We start from the raw sequence: 18,419 nt of genomic DNA, 5'->3' as shown, positions 1-18,419 counted from the left end.
CCTTTTTATCCCGCAGATTTTAATGACAACACCGCAATACTGCATTCATTAATAATTCCTAAATTATATATTTGAGAGCTGAGTTTATATATATGCCTTTTACTCTTGGTCAACGTTGGATTAGCGATACTGAAAGCGAGCTTGGACTGGGTACTGTTGTGGCAGTTGATGCCCGTATGGTCACCTTACTTTTTCCTGCCTGTGGCGAAAACCGCCTTTACTCCCGTCATGATGCACCAATAACGCGGGTGATGTTCAATGCAGGAGATACCGTCACCAGTCACGAAGGCTGGAAGCTCGCCATCGATAACGTTGTAGAAGATAACGGCCTACTTATCTACCATGGTGTACGTTTAGACACTGAAGAGCCTGCACAATTACGTGAAGTGTTCTTAGATAACAAACTCACTTTTAATAAGCCGCAAGACCGCCTCTTTGCAGGTCAAATCGACCGCATGGATCGCTTTGCATTACGCTACCGCGCACGTAAGTTTATGAGCGAGCAGTTTAAGCAAGCACAAAGTGGTTTACGTGGTATTCGTGCAAGTCTTATCCCTCATCAGCTTTATATCGCCAATGAAGTGGGTAAACGTCATAACCCCCGCGTATTATTAGCTGATGAAGTTGGTTTAGGTAAAACAATTGAAGCAGGTATGATCATCCACCAGCAATTAATGGATGGTCGTGCTGAGCGAGTGTTGATTATTGTACCTGAAAGCTTACAACATCAGTGGTTAGTTGAAATGTTACGCCGTTTCAATCTACGTTTCTCTCTGTTTGATGATAGCCGTTATAGCGAATCTTTATTAGATAGCGATAATCCATTTGAAACAGAACAGATGATCATTTGTTCTTTAGATTTTGTACGTAAAAACAAGCAACGTTTTGAACACTTAGTCGAAGCAACATGGGATATGTTAGTTGTCGATGAAGCTCATCACCTTGTTTGGAGCGAAGATGCGCCAAGCCGTGAATATCAAGTAATTGAAGAGTTAGCTGAATCTATTCCTTCTGTATTGCTATTAACTGCAACCCCAGAGCAGTTAGGTCAAGAAAGCCACTTTGCACGTTTACGTCTCCTTGATCCAAGTCGTTTCCATGACTACAACGAATTTATTAATGAGCAACAAAAATATCGCCCTGTTGCCGATGCTGTCACTATTTTGCTATCAGAAGATGATTTAAATACCGAACAACAAAATATCATCAGTGAAATGATCAGCGAGCAAGATGTTGAGCCATTACTGAAAGCGGCAAATACACAAGGTGAAGAACGTACTAAATCTCGCCAAGAACTCATCCATATGTTAATGGACAGACATGGAACGGGTCGTTTGTTATTCCGTAACACACGTTCTGGTGTTAAAGGTTTCCCTAATCGCTTACTTCATGCGATCAAAATGCCACTACCAACGCAATACCAAACTGCGATTAAAGTGGCTGAGATTATGGCAGCTAAAAAAAGTCTTGAAGTTCGCGCAAAAGAGATGCTTTATCCTGAACGTATTTACCAAGAATTTGAAGGTGAAAACGCAACGTGGTGGAACTTCGACCCTCGTGTTGAATGGCTACTGGGTTTCTTAACTGCAAATCGCAATGAAAAAGTACTGGTAATTTGTGCTCAAGCAGCAACCGCGTTGCAATTAGAGCAAGTTTTACGTGAGCGTGAAGGTATTCGTGCGGCAGTCTTCCACGAAGGTATGTCATTACTTGAACGCGATCGTGCTGCTGCTTATTTTGCTTCTGAGGAAGAAGGCGCACAAGTTCTACTATGTTCAGAAATAGGCTCTGAAGGACGTAACTTCCAGTTTGCTAATCAACTGGTTATGTTTGATTTGCCATTTAACCCTGATTTACTCGAACAACGTATTGGTCGTCTCGATCGTATTGGTCAAAATCGCGACATTGATATTAGCATTCCTTATCTTGAAGGGACTGCTCAATCCGTATTATTACGCTGGTATCATGAAGGCTTAAATGCCTTTGAGCATACTTGCCCAACCGGTCGTACTATTTATGACAGCAAATATGATGCTCTCGTTAATTACCTTGCACAGCCTAATGAGTTAGCTGATTTTGATGAGTTTATTGTCGCTTGTCGTAAACAGCATGATGAAATGAAGCTCAAACTTGAGCAAGGCCGCGACCGCCTATTAGAAATGCACTCTAACGGTGGTGAAGTCGGTGTTGAGTTAGCGGGTGAAATTGCAGCACAAGATAACGATCCTGAATTAGTGAACTTTGCACTGAATTTGTTTGATATCGTCGGTATTAATCAAGAAGATCGTAGTGATAGCTTAATTATTTTAACGCCATCTGATCACATGTTAGTGCCCGATTTCCCTGGATTACCGCAAGATGGTTGCACTATCACCTTTGATAGAGAGCAAGCGCTATCTCGTGAAGATACCCAATTTATCAGTTGGGAACACCCAATTATCCGTAATGGCTTAGATTTAATTTTATCTGGTGATACAGGAAGTTGTGCCGTTTCCTTATTAAAAAATAAAGCATTGCCTGTGGGAACGCTGTTAGTTGAACTGATTTATGTCGTAGAAGCACAAGCGCCTAAACATCTTCATTTAAGTCGTTTCTTACCTGCAACACCAGTTCGCTTATTACTTGATCTGAAAGGTAATAACCTTGCATCTCAAGTTGAGTTTGAAAGCTTTAACCGCCAATTAAATGCCGTTAATCGTCATACTTCGAGCAAATTGGTCAATGCAGTACAAAGTGAAGTCCACCATGTACTTAAAGCCTCTGAACCTTTAATGGAAGTCGAAGCGAAAGGACTTATCCAAAAAGCGAAAGAAGAAGCAGATCGCGTGTTGACTCATGAATTATCGCGCTTAGAAGCTTTACGCGCCGTAAACCCAAATATTCGTGATGATGAAGTCGAAGCAATTGAAAATGAACGTGCTCATATTCTTAATCATTTAGATGAAGCAACGTGGCGTTTAGACTCAATTCGCTTAATTGTCGTTACCCACCAATAATTACCGTTAAAGCGGGGAGTATTTTACTCCCCGTTGTTTTGATGAGATATCCACCATGATGGAAGTGTATAACCCGCCGACTGATCCTTGGTTACATGTTTTATATCAAGATGAGCATATTATTGCCGTCAATAAACCCAGCGGATTATTGTCAGTACCGGGCAAAGCGCCAGAGCATAACGACAGTATTATGTCGCGTATTAAAGCAGAATTTCCTAATGCTGAGTGTGTACATCGCCTTGATATGGCAACCAGTGGCGTTATCGTTGTTGCACTCAATAAAGAAGCAGAGCGCGAACTAAAGCGCCAGTTTCGCGAACGTGAGCCGAAAAAAACCTATATTGCTCGCGTTTGGGGACATGTCGAAAAAGAAGAAGGATTAGTTGATTTACCTTTGATTTGTGATTGGCCTAATCGACCAAAACAGAAAGTCTGTCATGAAACAGGGAAAGCGGCGCAAACTTTTTATGAAGTGTTGGAATATGAAGAGAATGCAACAAGAGTGAAACTCTCACCCATTACTGGGCGTTCACATCAATTGCGGGTACATATGCTAGCGTTGGGGCATCCTATTTTAGGGGATCGCTTTTATGCACACCCGCAGGCAAGAGCGATGGCACCTCGCCTGCAGTTACATGCTCAGGAATTATTTATTACGCATCCTGCTTTCCGATCCCCGATACATTTTGAATGCCTTGCCGATTTTTAGTGTCTTATGACACTAAAACAGTCACTGAACTCAATGAAGCAAGGAGCAGGCAAAGCGCTAATCCCATAACCCCAACAAGAACACGGACGTTTGACATGGATATAGTTCCTTTTTTAAGAGAAGAGAGAATGAAATAATTAAATTTCACTTATATTTTACCGTGATAAATAATAAACTCAACTCAACCTAAGTTATCTCTATCACGGAATAATTCTCTCTTTTCTCATCTTCTTTTACAAGATGTTAACGAAATCCTTTTTCTTTTTTAATCAAATCGTAAGCAACTTGTATAGACTGTGCTTTTTGTTTTGCAATTTCCATCATTTCTGGCGGTAAACCTTTCGCGACAAGTTTATCCGGATGATGTTCACCCATTAATTTTCGATAAGCTCTCTTTATGGTTTTAACATCATCATTCTCATCAACACCAAGTACCTTACACGCATCAGAGAGCGTTGGGCCTTGAGGTTGAGGCTGATAACCCTGTCCATTTTGATAATGGAAATTCTGACCAGCCTGCATCATTGCTAATATATGTTCAAAATGTGCACGCGAAAAACCTAACTCATCGATAATGATAAACAGCATTTTCCTTTCATTTGGATGCAGTTGACCATCCGCAAAAGCAGCTTGTAATTGGATTTCCAGAAACATCTGAAGTAAGTCGCGACGTCCCACACAAATTTGTCGAACACGTTGCAATGTGGCTCTTAATGGAAAATCAGGTGATTTACCTTCTCTAAAAGCTTGTTGCGCAGCTTGGCGACCCACACCATGCAAATTCATGCGATCCATTAATTCGTTGGCAAGAGAAATATCAGTTTGAGTCACTCGCCCTTTTGATTTAGTCAGGTGTCCTAAAACTTGAAAGGTTGCAGCAAAGAAAAAAGCTTGTCTATCACGCGTATAGCGCCTACCACTTCCTAATTTACTTCGTTGCATGTCATAGAGGTGTCCAAGAAAAACACCAATAACAATGCCCCAAAAGCCTATTCCTGCAAAACTACCAATGGTAAGGCCTAATAATTTTCCCCAATAGCGCATAGACTCCTCAAATCTTCAATGCTCTGACAGCAATTTTGCATTATCATACTATTCATTTGCTTGCACACCTAACACCAAGCAACCTCTAAATAGACTTTTTCTTAAAATGAAGCGATTTACTGTTTCTCTTTGGACAGAGGTAATGCTGTTTTCGTTTAAATTGTGTTAAAGTAAAATGAGTGACCAAACGAATAACTTTAGCGTTGTTATACAGCACGAAATACCGCATCAGCGCGGTGTTTTTTTGTTTTTAATAAGGCTATAACCCTATTTCAACACAGAAACATCGAAAAAATGAGGCTTACGCCTATTTTTCGGTTACCGTTAGAACAATGTTCAGAACGTTGGGCTGGTGTCGCATAACTCCCTGCGTTAGTTTCTAGCTGTTTATCAGCACGAAGCCACTGATGACGGAAGCACATAAATACTTATGAAAAAAAGTTATCCCACACTGCTGGCCACCCTAGTTTGGGCCACAATATACGGTCAGCCTGCTTATGCTGATCTTGCCTCCCAATGTTTACTGGGAGTTCCTGTTTATAACAAACCATTAGTACAAGGCGATCCTAACAGCTTGCCTGTCACCATTACCGCAAATGATATGCAAGGTGAATATCCTCGCATGGTCAAATATAAAGGTAATGTTGATATTAAACAGGGAAACCAAACCTTAAGTGCCGACAGTGTTGAACTGACACAAACTGAAGGAGAAACGCCATTAAGAATGGTCACAGCAACGGGAAATGTGTCTTATGATGATCCTCAAATCATCTTAAAAGGCCCTCGTGCTTGGTCTAATCTTAATAATAAAGATACGGACATCGAACAAGGTGATTACCAAATGGTTGGCCGTCAAGGCCGTGGTTACGCTGATAAAATGCAAATGCGTGGCGAAAACCGCTATACCATTATGGACAAAGGCATGTTCACGTCTTGTTTACCGGGAGATAGTAGCTGGAGCGTTGTCGGCTCAGAGGTTATTTTAGACCGTGAAGAACAAGTCGCTGAAATCTGGAATGCACGTTTTCGTGTAGCCAATGTGCCTATCTTTTATAGCCCTTATCTTCAATTACCGATTGGTGATAAACGCCGTTCTGGTTTCTTAATTCCTAACGGAAGCTATTCCCGTAGTTCAGGCTTTGATTTCTTACTGCCTTATTACTGGAATATCGCCCCTAATTATGATGCGACCATCAGTACCAACTATATCAGTCGTCGTGGTTTAAAATTAGATAACGAATTCCGTTATTTAACCACTCCGGGACGCGGTACCATTGCTGTTGATTGGATTAATCACGATAGCCAATACAATAAAGATAAAGACGAAAATAAAGCGGGCTATCTTCCTCGTGATACAGCAAATCGCTGGTTATTCTACTGGGGACACAGTGGAGTCATGAATAATGTGTGGCGATTTAATATCGACTACACAAAAGTCAGTGATAACAAATACTTCACTGATTTCACCTCTCAATATGGTAACACTACAGATGGTTATGCAACTCAGAAATTTAGTACGGGTTATGCACAACAGAACTGGAATGCCACATTAACCACTAAACAGTTCCAAGTCTTCTCTGATAATAAAGATGCAAGAGCTTATCGTGCAGAGCCACAGCTTGATCTCAATTATTACAAGAATGATATGGGGCCGTTTGATTTCCGTACTTACGCTCAATTTGTTCGCTTTACCAGTGTCGGAGATAACACGCCTGAAGCAAATCGTTTCCATATTGAGCCAACGATTTCACTCCCTGCATCTACGGGTTGGGCAAGCTTTAATAATGAATTGAAGGTAATGGCAACTCATTACGATCAAGATATTCCTGACGCTTATAAGAAAAAGTACGCTAACCAGAAATTAGATGACAGTGTTAATCGTGTACTGCCGCAGTTTAAATCTGATATGAAAGTGGTTTTTGAGCGTCAATACCAAACAAACGATATTACGCAAACCCTTGAACCGCGAGTGCAGTATCTTTATGTTCCTTATAAAGATCAGTCAAATATCAATAACTTTGACTCTGCATTATTACAATCCAACTATGGCGGACTTTTCCGCGATAGAATGTATGGTGGTTTAGACCGCATTGCTTCTGCAAACCAATTAACCACTGGTGTAACTTCGCGTTTTTATGATAGCGAATTAGTTGAACGTTTTAACGTTTCTGTAGGTCAAATCTACTTCTTTGAGCGTCCAAGAACAGGCCCATCTTCTATTGGTAACGAAATTATCAATAGCACAGATGAAACAGGTTCAATGGTATGGGCGGGTGATGCCTACTGGCGGATCACGGATACTGTGGGTATGCGTGGTGGTTTACAATATGACCGTCGCTTAGGTAGCGTCTCAATGGGCGATGCCGTTATGGAATATCGCGCAGATAGCGATCACCTTCTACAGTTAAGCTATCGTTATGTTGATCGTGACTATATCCAAGCAACACGTGTTCGCCCTTATGATGGTGGTATTAATAAACTTCCTGAATACCAAAAAGGCATTTCACAAGTCGGTGTCGTAGGAAGTTGGCCATTAGCAGAGCGTTGGGGACTTGTCGGTGCTTATTACTTTGATACCAAAGAATCAGAACCTGTTAGCCAAATGGTTGGTCTACAATACAATACCTGTTGCTGGGCTGTGAATGTGGGTTATGAACGAAAAATTGTTGGCTGGAAAGTTGACCACAGCGATATTGATAATAAATGGTCTGTCAATGTGGAACTCAGAGGCCTAAGTAACAATCATAGTTTGGGTAGCCAGAAAATGCTTGAACGCGGTATCTTACCTTATCAAAGAGCATTCTGATTTAATCAGACTACGGAATTGGCTGAATGAATATGTCACCCCGCAATAAGATGCGGAAAATACATAATGGGAAACTTATGAAAAATTGGAAAACGCTGTTTATCGGCTTAATGATCACGGTCGGTGCAGCTACCAGCTCAACAACATTTGCTGCACAAGAATTAAACCGTGTATCGGCTATCGTCAATAACGGTGTCGTTCTAGAAAGTGACGTCAATAGAATGTTACAGACGGTCAAAATGAACGCGAAAAGCGCGGGTCAGGAAATGCCTGATGAGCAAGTTCTTCGCCAACAAATTCTAGAGCGTTTGGTCATGGATAACATCATTTTGCAAATGGCACAGCAAATGCAAATTGATATTCCTGATGCTGCGGTAGAATCTACCATTCAAGGCATTGCTGCTGAAAATAACATTTCACTTGATCAAATGAAAAAGCGCCTCGCAGCCGATGGTATTTCTTACAACGATTATCGCCAAGATATTCGTAAAGAGATGATGTTAGCAGAAGTTCGTAACAATGAAGTGCGTCGTCGTATTACTATTTTACCTCAAGAAGTTGATTCTCTTGCTAAGCAAATCGAAGGCCAAGCAAGTCAAAGTATTGATCTAAACCTGAGCCATATCTTAATTCCATTATCAGAAAACCCTGCACCAGCAGAAATGGAAAAAGCGAAACAAGTCATTACTCGCATTATGAATCAGCTTAAAAATGGTGCAGATTTCGGCAAATTAGCTGCGACTTATTCTGCTGATCCACAAGCTTTAAATGGCGGTAATATGGGTTGGGCATCTATTGATGAATTACCAACTCTGTTTGCTAAAGAATTAGCAAATGCGCAAAAAGGCCAAATCGTAGGACCTCTTCACTCTGGTGTTGGCTTACACATTATCAAAGTAAACGATATTCGTGGTGGAACTAATACCCTTTCCGTTACAGAAGTTAAAAGCCGTCATATTCTGCTAAAAAGCTCACCAATCATGAATGATGAGCAAGCCTATGCCAAGTTACAGCAGATCTCTGCCGATATTCGCAGTGGTAAAATGACCTTTGCTGATGCAGCAAAAGAGTACTCTGAAGATCCAGGTTCAGCATTACGTGGCGGTGAGTTAGGATGGTCAATGCCTGATGTTTACGATCCGGCATTCCGTGATGCGTTAATGCGCTTAAATAAAAATGAATTAAGCCAACCTGTTCGCTCAAACTTTGGCTGGCATTTAATTGAATTAGAAGACACACGTAGTGTTGATAAAACAGATGCCGCAAATAAAGAACAAGCATACCGTTTACTCTTCAACCGTAAATTTAATGAAGAAGTACAAAACTGGATGCAAGAGCTACGAGTTGGGGCTTATGTGAAAATAATGAACGAGAATAATGCAAACTAAGCAAATAAAACCACTTGTTATCACCCCCGGCGAACCAGCCGGGGTTGGTCCTGACCTTATTATCTCATTAGCACAAATGAGTTGGGATTTACCTTGGGTTGTTTGTGCTGATCCTCAATTACTTAAAACAAGAGCAGAATTGTTAAACCTGCCTCTTTCATTAGTTGAATACGATCCTGCCACGCCACCTCAAGCGCACACACCAAGTCAAATTTGTGTACTCCCAATCGCACTGCACACTAATGTCATTCCAAGTACATTAGATACGCGCAATGGATTATACGTTGTAGAAACATTAGCTCGTGCTTGTGATGGCTGCCTAAATGGCGAATTTTCAGCACTTGTGACAGGACCGGTTCATAAAGGTATTATCAATGATGCGGGTGTGCATTTTACAGGGCACACTGAGTTTTTTGCTGATCGTAGCCATTGTGAACGTGTTGTCATGATGCTGGCGACAGATACATTAAGAGTCGCATTGGCAACCACACATTTACCACTACGAGATGTGGCGGATGCAATTACAGGTGAGCTTCTGCATGAAATTATCACCATTTTAAACCACGATTTAAAAACCAAATTTGGTATAGCAGAACCTCAAATTTACGTTTGTGGCCTTAATCCTCATGCAGGAGAAAGCGGTCATATGGGACGTGAAGAAATTGATATTATTGAGCCTGCATTAACACAATTACGTCAGCAAGGAGTTCATCTTCATGGACCTTATCCTGCTGATACCTTATTCCAACCTAAATATTTAACACATGCTGATGCGGTGCTTGCGATGTATCACGATCAGGGATTACCTGTGCTAAAATATGAGGGTTTCGGTCGCGCCGTGAATATAACTCTTGGCCTTCCTTTTATCCGTACTTCTGTTGATCATGGCACCGCCCTTGAGCTTGCAGGTACGAAAAGCGCAGATGCTGGCAGTTTTTGCACCGCATTAAATTTAGCCATTAATATGATACAGAATTGTAATGAATAATAGAGTCCATCAGGGGCACTTTGCCCGCAAACGCTTCGGGCAGAACTTTTTAACAGACAGCTATATTATTGAAAGTATTGTTGAATCCATTTATCCTCAACCCGGTGAAGCCATTGTTGAAATTGGTCCTGGTTTAGGTGCAATTACAGAGCCAGTAGGCGCAAGAATGGATAAAATGACGGTTGTAGAGATTGACCGTGATTTAGCCGCTCGTTTAGAAGTTCATCCTACATTAAAAGACAAGCTGACCATTATTCAGCAAGATGCAATGACAATCGATTTTGCACAATTAGCAAAAGAGCGTCAGCAGCCTCTGCGTGTTTTTGGTAACTTGCCTTATAACATTTCTACTCCACTCATGTTCCACTTATTCAGTTTTGCTGACGCAATTTCTGATATGACATTTATGTTGCAAAAAGAAGTGGTTAATCGCCTTGTTGCTGGTCACGGTAGTAAAACTTATGGTCGCTTAAGTGTGATGGCGCAATATTATTGCCAAATCATCCCTGTACTTGAAGTTCCACCAACTTCATTTAAACCAGCACCTAAAGTTGATTCTGCGGTTGTTCGCTTGATCCCTTACAAAGAAAAGCCATACCCAGTAACGGATATTGCAATGCTTAGCCGTATTACCGCTCAAGCATTCAATCAACGCCGTAAAACACTACGTAATAGCTTAGGCGGATTACTCACAGCAGAAGATATGATAGCACTTGATATCGACCCAACTGCAAGAGCAGAAAATATTTCTGTTGAGCAATACTGCAAAGTGGCAAACTGGTTATCACAAAAGCAAGACTCACAAGCATAAGATAAAGCCAGAGACAGGAGGCACTATGTTCACCTCATCAAAAGTGGCGATACAGGTACAAAGCGTTTACATTGAAAGCCAATCTTCCCCTGAAGATGAACGATATGTTTTTGCTTATACCATATCAATTCATAATTTGAATAAATGTGCAATTCGCCTCCTGCGCCGCTATTGGTTGATCACCAATGCACAAGGTAATACCACTGAAGTTCGTGGTGAAGGTGTTGTCGGCGAACAGCCGCTTATTGAGCCCGGCACACAATACCGCTATACCAGTGGTGCCGTTCTTGAAACACCGATGGGAACAATGGAAGGTCATTATGAAATGATTGACACTGATGGTCGATTATTTCAAATAGAGATCCCCGTTTTCCGCCTTGCACTTCCAACATTGATAAACTAATTATGGCAACTTATTTAATTGGTGATATTCATGGCTGTTACCATGAACTGCGCCACCTTCTTGATAAAGTCAGTTTTGATCCTACACAAGACACATTGTGGTTAACGGGTGATCTTGTTGCACGAGGCCCTGACTCGCTTGAAGTCTTGCGCTTTGTAAAAAGCTTAGGTACTTCACTTAAACTCGTCTTGGGTAATCATGATCTTCATCTTTTAGGTGTATTTGCAAAAATTAGCCGCAATAAACCAAGAGATAAGCTGAATGACTTGCTCAATGCGCCAGATGCAGATGAATTAATTAATTGGCTAAGACGCCAACCCGTACTGCAAGTTGATGAAGACAAGAAAATCATCATGGCTCACGCAGGGATCACGCCACAATGGGATTTAGAAACAGCCAAAATGTGCGCTCGTGAAGTTGAAGCTATTTTAAGTAGTGATAGCTACCCTTTGTTTATTAACTCAATGTATGGCGATTTACCAAACAACTGGTCACCAGAGCTTTCAGGTCTAGCGAGATTGCGCTTTAGCACTAATGCGCTCACTCGTATGCGTTACTGCTTTCCTAATGGTCAGCTTGATATGATTTGCAAAGATAAACCACAAGAAGCGCCCGCACCATTAAAGCCTTGGTTCGATTTACCAAGCCAATTACCTGAAGGTTATAGCATTATATTTGGACATTGGGCCTCTCTTGAAGGGAAAGGTACTCCTGATAATGTTTATGCGTTAGATACAGGATGTTGTTGGGGTGGAAATCTCACTTGCTTACGTTGGGAAGACAAACAGTATTTCACTCAACCTAGTCTATCTGCTCCCAAATAACTCACTTATTATCCCCTCCCTGCTTCAAGCGCAAAAATGGCGACATTGCCTTTTGCGCTATGTTGATTTTATCCTCACATATTACCTAAATTTCTCTTTTTTCTTCTAAAGAGAACATTTTATATACAAAAACGAACACCTAAAAATAACTATAAATTTAATCATTAATAATCAATATGTTATTTTTTTTCACGGCAAAATAAGTATAAAAAAACACGATATTGAAAATAAAAAATCTCTATATTGATTAATATCTCATATATTATTCTTATAAAATGAGTTTATTAAAATATAAATAATGATTGGTTTAAAATAATGCTCTTTTTATAAAAAGGAATATTTAAGTAGAATAATAAATCTTACTTTTTATTATTTTTATATTAATAAAATAGGAATAATAAAAAGGGAGATATTTAATCTCCCTTTTTATTTAATTCTTGTTATTTTCTTCTTTTTAATATTTCGAAGCAGTAGTTATGTGAGTTATTTTCATCTGCTTCATGGTATTCCATAAAGGTAGAATCCCACTCATCAGGCTCATAATCTGGGAATGTTGTATCACCGATAACTTCAGCATCGATGTGGGTTAGATAGAGTGTATTTGCCATAGGCAGGAATTGCTCATACACTTTACCACCACCTATCACCATGATTTCTTCATGATTTTCAGCAGCTTGCAAAGCTTCTTCTACAGATTTAACCCAAACAACATCGCTATCTGTTCCTGGCTGGCTACTTAAAACAATATTAAGACGATTCGGTAAAGGACGTCCAATAGACTCATAAGTCACCCGGCCCATAATAACGGGTTTATTTAGCGTATTCTTTTTAAACCATGCGAGGTCACCCGGTAATGTCCAAGGCATTGCCTTTTCCATACCAATAATGCGATCCATCGCTAATGCTGCGATTAAACTAATATTCATTTACACACCTACGGGTAAAGATGGGAAAAAACTGTTCACACTATACGTAAAGCTAAAACCTGAGTCGATACAAATTATGCTTCCTTGATAATAAATAATTGCTTTATACTCGAAGTGTTAACTTAATCATATAAGATTCAATCATTATAATATTGTTATATACAAGGCGCTATTATGCTTGAAACTTCTTTAGTTGTTTTTACAATTGCTTTACTCGGTATGATCTCACCAGGTCCTGACTTTTTTCTCGTTGTAAAAAATGCGGCGCGTTATCAACGATCTGCAGCAATGATGACTGCAATGGGAATTGTGGCAGCATTACTTGTGCATATGTCATATTGTGTTGCAGGTATTGCCGTTCTTATCACAACAACACCTTGGCTTTTTTCCATTTTAAAATATGCCGGAGCCGCGTATTTACTCTGGATTGGTTTTCAGAGTTTGCTCTCAAAATCTAATCATTCGATTGATGAAAACTCAGATAAACATTCGCAAATCAGCTTTAAGAAAGCCTTTATGCAAGGTTTCCTCTGTAATTTACTTAATCCTAAAGCCACCTTGTTCTTTCTTGCCGTTTTCACTCAGGTGTTAAGTGTCGATTCAAGCATTGGTGAAAAATTGTGGTATGCCTTTATTATTTGGGGCTTAGCCGTAGTTTACTGGCCTTTATTGGTTTTATTAATTCAAAGCGCGCCTGTCAGAAAAGTGCTTAATAAAATCCAAAAAGGAATTGATAAAGTGTTAGGTGTTGTACTGATTGGTTTAGGTATTAAAGTCGCGTTGAGTTAAATAAAAAACCTCTTTAATAAAATTTATTAAAGAGGAATAACTTATTTATAGTAAATTTAAACTTAAATCATTATCACTCTTTAAATAATCAATAACATCCAGCAAAACCATTTCATTCTCAAGACGATTAGATTTATTTCTCATTTTATCTAAAATTGTTTCATAATTATCTCTAATAACATTGGCAATATTATTTTTTATTTCATCACCATTGTTATTCTTACTAAAGAAACTTTTCATTTTTCGATTAAACTCAGATATAAAATATTCATCCCCTGCTGTTTTTTCTTCCGATTTAGTAATATCATTGGACTCTAATAATCCTGACTCAAGCATACTATCCACAAATTCTTTTACGCCCTCATTATTTTTCAATTTATTTTCCAAGAGATTTAATATTGATTTTATAAAACCATCATTATTATAATTTCCAACATTACACTTTTTTGCTTTATCAATAAAAAATTTAGTTATATTTATAATTAGATTTTTCTCCATTTCCATCGAGTAAATATCATGCATTGTATTAACTAAATACATTATTGAATTACTCATTTTATGTGATGTTTTTCTATCAAGCTCTTTACAAGCATAATCTATTGCAGAGTCAATACATTGCCTATAATTAAAGTTAATATAATTTAACATACTAGCGCATTCTGGATTATGTATATTCAATTGTTCAAATTTTTCTTTTTCATAATTATTAATCACATCTAAAGAGATACTCATTATAGTAATGAAGTCTTCTTTCGTTTTGGATTTTTCATAAAGATATTTTTGTATTATTTTTTTAGCCATATCATAAGAATCATTTTTCACTGCTATATTTAAACTTAAAAAGAATGATTCTAATGTCTCTTTCTTAAAACTAACAAAGTCAGATTTTATTAGTCTACATTTATTAATTTTTATTTTCACATCTCTGTCAAAAAGAGTGGATAAATTATTTATCTTAGCATGTTGTCCTTTATCTAATAAAAAAGTCAAATCAGTCTTTAAATTAAATATTTTCTTTATAAAAAAAGACAACTTAGATAAAAAAGTTTTACTCTTCCCTCCCACATAAAAATTATTGAAGTTATTTAAAACACTATTAATTTCATTTTTTATTTTATGATTTTCTTTTTTATTTATATCGGTATATTTTATTAAGTTAATTTGAAAACGAGTATTGTTTATTTTCATGATGACTCCTTATCTCATAGTAAAACAATCCCTTATTTATCTACATTTTAATACAAAAAAAAGCCCTTATTACTAAGGGCTTTAAATATCAAAAAACAACAAATAAGATTTAGAAATTAACTTTCAGTGTTGCATTGATACCACTTGAGCTTACATCACTATTATATTGACCTTGGTAAGAAAGTCCGAAAGTTGTTGATTTGCTTAATTGCGCATCAACACCTAAGCCAACACCAAATAGATTATCCAGTTTGCCGCCACGTAATGTTGCATCACCAGAGTTTGATAAGAAGAGGCGTGATTCAGGACGGTTATCACCAAATAAATGACTTGCAGAAATATCGCCTTTTAAAGCCATATTAACGTTGCCAGCCATAAATGGATATCCACCACGTAAACCAATAGTACCGACTTGAATATCTTGTGAATCAGTCTTAGTGATAAATTTCATATTACCGACATTTTCGTTGATATCATCAGTTGATACACGCAACCAGCTGAATCCGGCATATGGCTCAATAGAGTACTGATTTGTATTAAATTGAGTATAAGCACCTTCTAAGAAAATTTGAGTAATTTTTGCATCATAACTTGTAGAGTTATAACCTGCATTTTGTCCTATCCAAAGTGTTCTTTTTGCATCTCTATCTTGGTTAGTATGTGTGAAACCATAGTTTAATGAAGCCACGTCATACAGATTAGACACACCATAAGCACCAATATGGATATCGTTACTGTCTATTTTACCGTGTTCATTACCTTTATATTTGGTTGAACCCGCACCAAAGAATAAACCTGCTTTGGTATTCTCGGTCACATCAATTTCTGCACCTAATAAGCCAACATAGAAATCAACATCCATATTGCTATGACCATAATCAGCACTGCCCCATTGGCCAATACCAGTCATCCAAATACGTGCATTGCTATTATCCAATTTAGCATAACGGCCTTGACCAATACCCATTGCTTGATCTTTCACTGTGCGAGTTAAACCTAACACATTCACTACACTTGCACTGTTAGCATTAAGGTACATATCGCTGCCCAATGAATTATAAGTCTTGCTCAGATCTCTTTCATTCATTGGTAATACTGCATTGAATAAATCGCCACGACCTGTGCTATCCAATGTATTCGCAATAGAGCGGCCATTTTCATTGTTAGCAAATGTGGCTAAAGAGGTATTTTCTTTCTTACTTAATGTACCTGTAATTGTGTTGTCTTTTACAGAAACATTTTTATCAAATAATGCATAATCACTATTTGGATTGTTATTTGCTAACATTTTAGTTTTAGTACGATTATCAACTAAATTGTCCGCATTAACGGTTCCTGTCGCGACAGTATTATTAAGATAGATATCTTTTAATTGACCTTCACTATCAGCACCAACATCTAAACTTGCACCTTTATTTAATGCCATATCACCGACATTAACATCATGTCCAACGGTAACTAAATACGTCCCCTTATCGTTGATATTAATGTTAGCTTTATGGCTCTCATTCGATGCTAATTGGCCTTTTTGTGTGAAAGTATCGTTATAGCGATCAATAACACTTAATTTACCACCGTTGACATTAACAGCTTCAGTGCCAAATGATTCGGTAAAGCCGTATAACGTTCCTTGTTCGACTGTTGTGCCACCACGATAAGTATTATCGCCAGTCATAACCAATGTGCCTTCGCCTTTCTTAATTAAAGCACCATCATACAAACCAGCATCAATTTTGGCTTGAATAGCATCAGCACGTTTTTGGTAATACTCTTTACGCCATTTTTCAGCATCTTCTTTGCTAACAATATGGGAAGTTGGGTCTGGATTACCATCATTGACAACAAAATCCGTTCCTAGATTGTAATCACCACCAGCCGCAATCCCCTTCTCTTGATAGTCTTTCAGCCATGCTAAATCTTCTTGTTCACGAAGATCTAACGCAGTTTGTGAAATATCATTTGTCCAGACATCAAGCGGTGTCATACTTAAGTTATATTCAAATTTACCTAAGAATTGACCCGGACCATACATCCCTTTATCTAAATCTGGGGTACCCCAACCATAACGCACATCCGGCGTACCTTCAGCAGCAGTCCAGCTATCATATAAAGAGCCATCTGGATTACGATGATTAGCAGTTGTAAACATCACATCACGAACTTGCATCGCATTCATTGACTCGTAACGCGACATCAATACACCCATTGCGCCTGTAACGTGAGGTGCCGCCATTGATGTACCACTGAAGGTATCCCAACCTGCATTTCCCTCTTCATCAACAACTGACGAATAAACGCCCCAACCTGGAGCAACTACTGTCCACCACTTCGCATTACCGGCTTCATTAAAGACTTTCACCAGCTCATAGCCTGATTGATCTGCATTTTCTTTCAGACCCGCAACCGCAATCCAATGTTTTTCTGCTTCAGGATTAAAGTAAGGATAAAGAGGACGATAATAAGGCTGAGCAAAGTCACGGTTGCCCGTTGTAAAAACTTGAACAACATTAGTGCCTTTTACTGCATCATAAGCCGCATCAACAAAGGATGGTTTATCGCCATAGACTTTTTTAAAGTAGAAATATTCGTATTCCGTTTGCGCAGTGGTATCTACTGGCATATGAACAGTTGTATTACCACCATCAGGGCCAAGTGTTTTATCTGCGTTAATAATACGAGGGTTGGTTCCCCAGCTATTATTAATGACTTGAGCCCCTGCATCGACCATGGCTTTCCAGCCAGTATAGAAGTAGGTGTAATCTTGATAAGGACCGTAGTTATTGCTGTCTGTTGCGCCTGTATTTCCTAAATAAACATCAGCACCCCATGCCACCCCATGCATACCATTACCGTCACGGTTTGCACCTACCGTGCCTGTAACGTGTGTTCCGTGTGTATCATTCACACCTTTGATCCAGCCTCCATCAACATCAAAAGCTTGACCTTTTTCATAATGCCCACCCAATTCTTGAGGATAACGCATACCCGTTGTGCCATATTGACCTTTGGCTTTCACGGCATGAAAACGAGCATCATTCAATTCTGGATGTGATAATAAAGCACCGGAGTCCATTACACCGATTTTGGCACCTTGCCCATGAAAACCAAGTGCATAAGCACTAGAGGCATTCATAGCAGCTAGCCCCCAGTCTTTTTGATACTCTTGGCTTTCCCAACTTTTGGTATCGCCTAATTGCCCAGCTTCTGAATATGCTACGGAATATCCAGAAAAAAGCAGTGCTGATGCAACAATGGAAAGTTGAAATATATTATTATTTATTTTATTTTTTTTATTCATTTTGTGATGGTGACTTAAAGCTATTTCTTTGTTCATTCTGTACCTTCAGTTATATTAAAATTTAATAACATTAATTAAGGATCAAAAATAAAAGACGCGAAGATTCTCTAGTTTCTAGAGAAATAATTACTTGAAGGGCATCTCAAAAATATGATTTCATGCCAGAAAAATAGATAGATTGACTACGGAATCACAAATTAACAGATAAATTAAACAAAATTAGATCACTTGTTATTATATTACAAACAG

The 18,419-nt window shown here is 38.7% G+C and carries 14 protein-coding genes; 9 read left to right on the top strand and 5 right to left on the bottom strand.

The window, feature by feature from the left end:
• Nucleotides 1–92 precede the first annotated feature (92 nt).
• Both rapA and rluA read left to right on the top strand, forming a co-directional pair.
• Entirely contained in the window at nucleotides 93–2,996 is a 2,904-nt protein-coding gene (gene rapA, locus ABN236_RS08325; protein ID WP_349473766.1) for an RNA polymerase-associated protein RapA, read from the top strand.
• Nucleotides 2,997–3,051: 55 nt separating this feature from the next.
• The gene (rluA, locus tag ABN236_RS08320) at nucleotides 3,052–3,705 is read left to right on the top strand and encodes a bifunctional tRNA pseudouridine(32) synthase/23S rRNA pseudouridine(746) synthase RluA (protein ID WP_006535967.1); all 654 of its coding nucleotides are present in this window, start codon (nucleotides 3,052–3,054) and stop codon (nucleotides 3,703–3,705) included.
• Between the two features lie 243 nt (nucleotides 3,706–3,948).
• Here rluA and djlA read toward each other — a convergent pair whose 3' ends face one another.
• Nucleotides 3,949–4,749: a co-chaperone DjlA gene (gene djlA / locus ABN236_RS08315; protein WP_349473764.1), complete on the bottom strand. Its 801-nt coding sequence runs from the start codon at nucleotides 4,747–4,749 to the stop codon at nucleotides 3,949–3,951.
• Between the two features lie 272 nt (nucleotides 4,750–5,021).
• On the bottom strand, nucleotides 5,022–5,171 hold the full coding sequence (locus tag ABN236_RS08310; RefSeq protein WP_162556638.1) for a hypothetical protein: 150 nt from the start codon (nucleotides 5,169–5,171) through the stop codon (nucleotides 5,022–5,024).
• Between the two features lie 8 nt (nucleotides 5,172–5,179).
• On the opposite strand from ABN236_RS08310, the gene lptD reads away from it, so the two are divergent.
• From lptD to apaH, 6 genes are read left to right on the top strand one after another with little or no spacing between them, the layout of a single operon-like run.
• Nucleotides 5,180–7,555: an LPS assembly protein LptD gene (gene lptD, locus ABN236_RS08305; protein ID WP_349473763.1), complete on the top strand. Its 2,376-nt coding sequence runs from the start codon at nucleotides 5,180–5,182 to the stop codon at nucleotides 7,553–7,555.
• 50 nt (nucleotides 7,556–7,605) lie between these two features.
• On the top strand, nucleotides 7,606–8,943 hold the full coding sequence (gene surA / locus ABN236_RS08300; RefSeq protein ID WP_088495989.1) for a peptidylprolyl isomerase SurA: 1,338 nt from the start codon (nucleotides 7,606–7,608) through the stop codon (nucleotides 8,941–8,943).
• On the top strand, nucleotides 8,933–9,931 hold the full coding sequence (pdxA, locus tag ABN236_RS08295) for a 4-hydroxythreonine-4-phosphate dehydrogenase PdxA (RefSeq protein WP_349473762.1): 999 nt from the start codon (nucleotides 8,933–8,935) through the stop codon (nucleotides 9,929–9,931). Before surA ends, pdxA begins: the two co-directional genes overlap by 11 nt.
• Entirely contained in the window at nucleotides 9,924–10,742 is an 819-nt protein-coding gene (gene rsmA / locus ABN236_RS08290) for a 16S rRNA (adenine(1518)-N(6)/adenine(1519)-N(6))-dimethyltransferase RsmA (RefSeq protein ID WP_088494662.1), read from the top strand. The genes pdxA and rsmA overlap by 8 nt, the downstream gene beginning before the upstream one ends.
• 25 nt (nucleotides 10,743–10,767) lie before the next feature.
• Nucleotides 10,768–11,145: a Co2+/Mg2+ efflux facilitator ApaG/CorD gene (gene apaG / locus ABN236_RS08285; protein WP_006535978.1), complete on the top strand. Its 378-nt coding sequence runs from the start codon at nucleotides 10,768–10,770 to the stop codon at nucleotides 11,143–11,145.
• 2 nt (nucleotides 11,146–11,147) lie between these two features.
• Nucleotides 11,148–11,969 carry a bis(5'-nucleosyl)-tetraphosphatase (symmetrical) ApaH gene (gene apaH, locus ABN236_RS08280; protein ID WP_349473761.1) on the top strand — a complete coding sequence of 274 codons (822 nt, stop codon included), beginning with the start codon at nucleotides 11,148–11,150 and terminating at the stop codon, nucleotides 11,967–11,969.
• A gap of 440 nt (nucleotides 11,970–12,409) precedes the next feature.
• On the opposite strand, the gene folA is transcribed toward apaH, so the two are convergent.
• Nucleotides 12,410–12,895 (bottom strand): type 3 dihydrofolate reductase, encoded by a 486-nt coding sequence (gene folA, locus ABN236_RS08275; protein WP_088494660.1) that lies wholly within the window; start codon nucleotides 12,893–12,895, stop codon nucleotides 12,410–12,412.
• A 174-nt stretch (nucleotides 12,896–13,069) separates the two neighbouring features.
• On the opposite strand from folA, the gene ABN236_RS08270 reads away from it, so the two are divergent.
• A complete protein-coding gene (locus tag ABN236_RS08270) occupies nucleotides 13,070–13,684 on the top strand; it encodes a LysE family translocator (protein ID WP_349473760.1) in 615 nt (204 codons plus the stop codon).
• A gap of 45 nt (nucleotides 13,685–13,729) precedes the next feature.
• Here ABN236_RS08270 and ABN236_RS08265 read toward each other — a convergent pair whose 3' ends face one another.
• Nucleotides 13,730–14,872 carry a hypothetical protein gene (locus ABN236_RS08265; protein ID WP_349473759.1) on the bottom strand — a complete coding sequence of 381 codons (1,143 nt, stop codon included), beginning with the start codon at nucleotides 14,870–14,872 and terminating at the stop codon, nucleotides 13,730–13,732.
• Between the two features lie 109 nt (nucleotides 14,873–14,981).
• Complete coding sequence (pta, locus tag ABN236_RS08260; RefSeq protein WP_349473758.1) at nucleotides 14,982–18,206, bottom strand: autotransporter Pta; 3,225 nt, start codon at nucleotides 18,204–18,206, stop codon at nucleotides 14,982–14,984.
• Nucleotides 18,207–18,419: the final 213 nt, after the last annotated feature.

The sequence above is a fragment of the Proteus sp. fly-1013 genome (assembly GCF_040140245.1).
GTDB classification, from domain to species: Bacteria; Pseudomonadota; Gammaproteobacteria; order Enterobacterales; family Enterobacteriaceae; genus Proteus; species Proteus mirabilis_B.
This window is presented reverse-complemented; position numbering and strand designations above follow the sequence as displayed.

Excerpts from the sequence above, each read along its gene's own strand:
- rapA (WP_349473766.1), top strand. The coding sequence starts at position 93 with ATGCCTTTTACTCTTGGTCAACGTTGGATTAGCGATACTGAAAGCGAG.
- rluA (WP_006535967.1), top strand. The coding sequence starts at position 3,052 with ATGATGGAAGTGTATAACCCGCCGACTGATCCTTGGTTACATGTTTTA.
- djlA (WP_349473764.1), bottom strand. The coding sequence starts at position 4,749 with ATGCGCTATTGGGGAAAATTATTAGGCCTTACCATTGGTAGTTTTGCA.
- ABN236_RS08310 (WP_162556638.1), bottom strand. The coding sequence starts at position 5,171 with ATGTGCTTCCGTCATCAGTGGCTTCGTGCTGATAAACAGCTAGAAACT.
- lptD (WP_349473763.1), top strand. The coding sequence starts at position 5,180 with ATGAAAAAAAGTTATCCCACACTGCTGGCCACCCTAGTTTGGGCCACA.
- surA (WP_088495989.1), top strand. The coding sequence starts at position 7,606 with ATGCGGAAAATACATAATGGGAAACTTATGAAAAATTGGAAAACGCTG.
- pdxA (WP_349473762.1), top strand. The coding sequence starts at position 8,933 with ATGCAAACTAAGCAAATAAAACCACTTGTTATCACCCCCGGCGAACCA.
- rsmA (WP_088494662.1), top strand. The coding sequence starts at position 9,924 with ATGAATAATAGAGTCCATCAGGGGCACTTTGCCCGCAAACGCTTCGGG.
- apaG (WP_006535978.1), top strand. The coding sequence starts at position 10,768 with ATGTTCACCTCATCAAAAGTGGCGATACAGGTACAAAGCGTTTACATT.
- apaH (WP_349473761.1), top strand. The coding sequence starts at position 11,148 with ATGGCAACTTATTTAATTGGTGATATTCATGGCTGTTACCATGAACTG.
- folA (WP_088494660.1), bottom strand. The coding sequence starts at position 12,895 with ATGAATATTAGTTTAATCGCAGCATTAGCGATGGATCGCATTATTGGT.
- ABN236_RS08270 (WP_349473760.1), top strand. The coding sequence starts at position 13,070 with ATGCTTGAAACTTCTTTAGTTGTTTTTACAATTGCTTTACTCGGTATG.
- ABN236_RS08265 (WP_349473759.1), bottom strand. The coding sequence starts at position 14,872 with ATGAAAATAAACAATACTCGTTTTCAAATTAACTTAATAAAATATACC.
- pta (WP_349473758.1), bottom strand. The coding sequence starts at position 18,206 with ATGAACAAAGAAATAGCTTTAAGTCACCATCACAAAATGAATAAAAAA.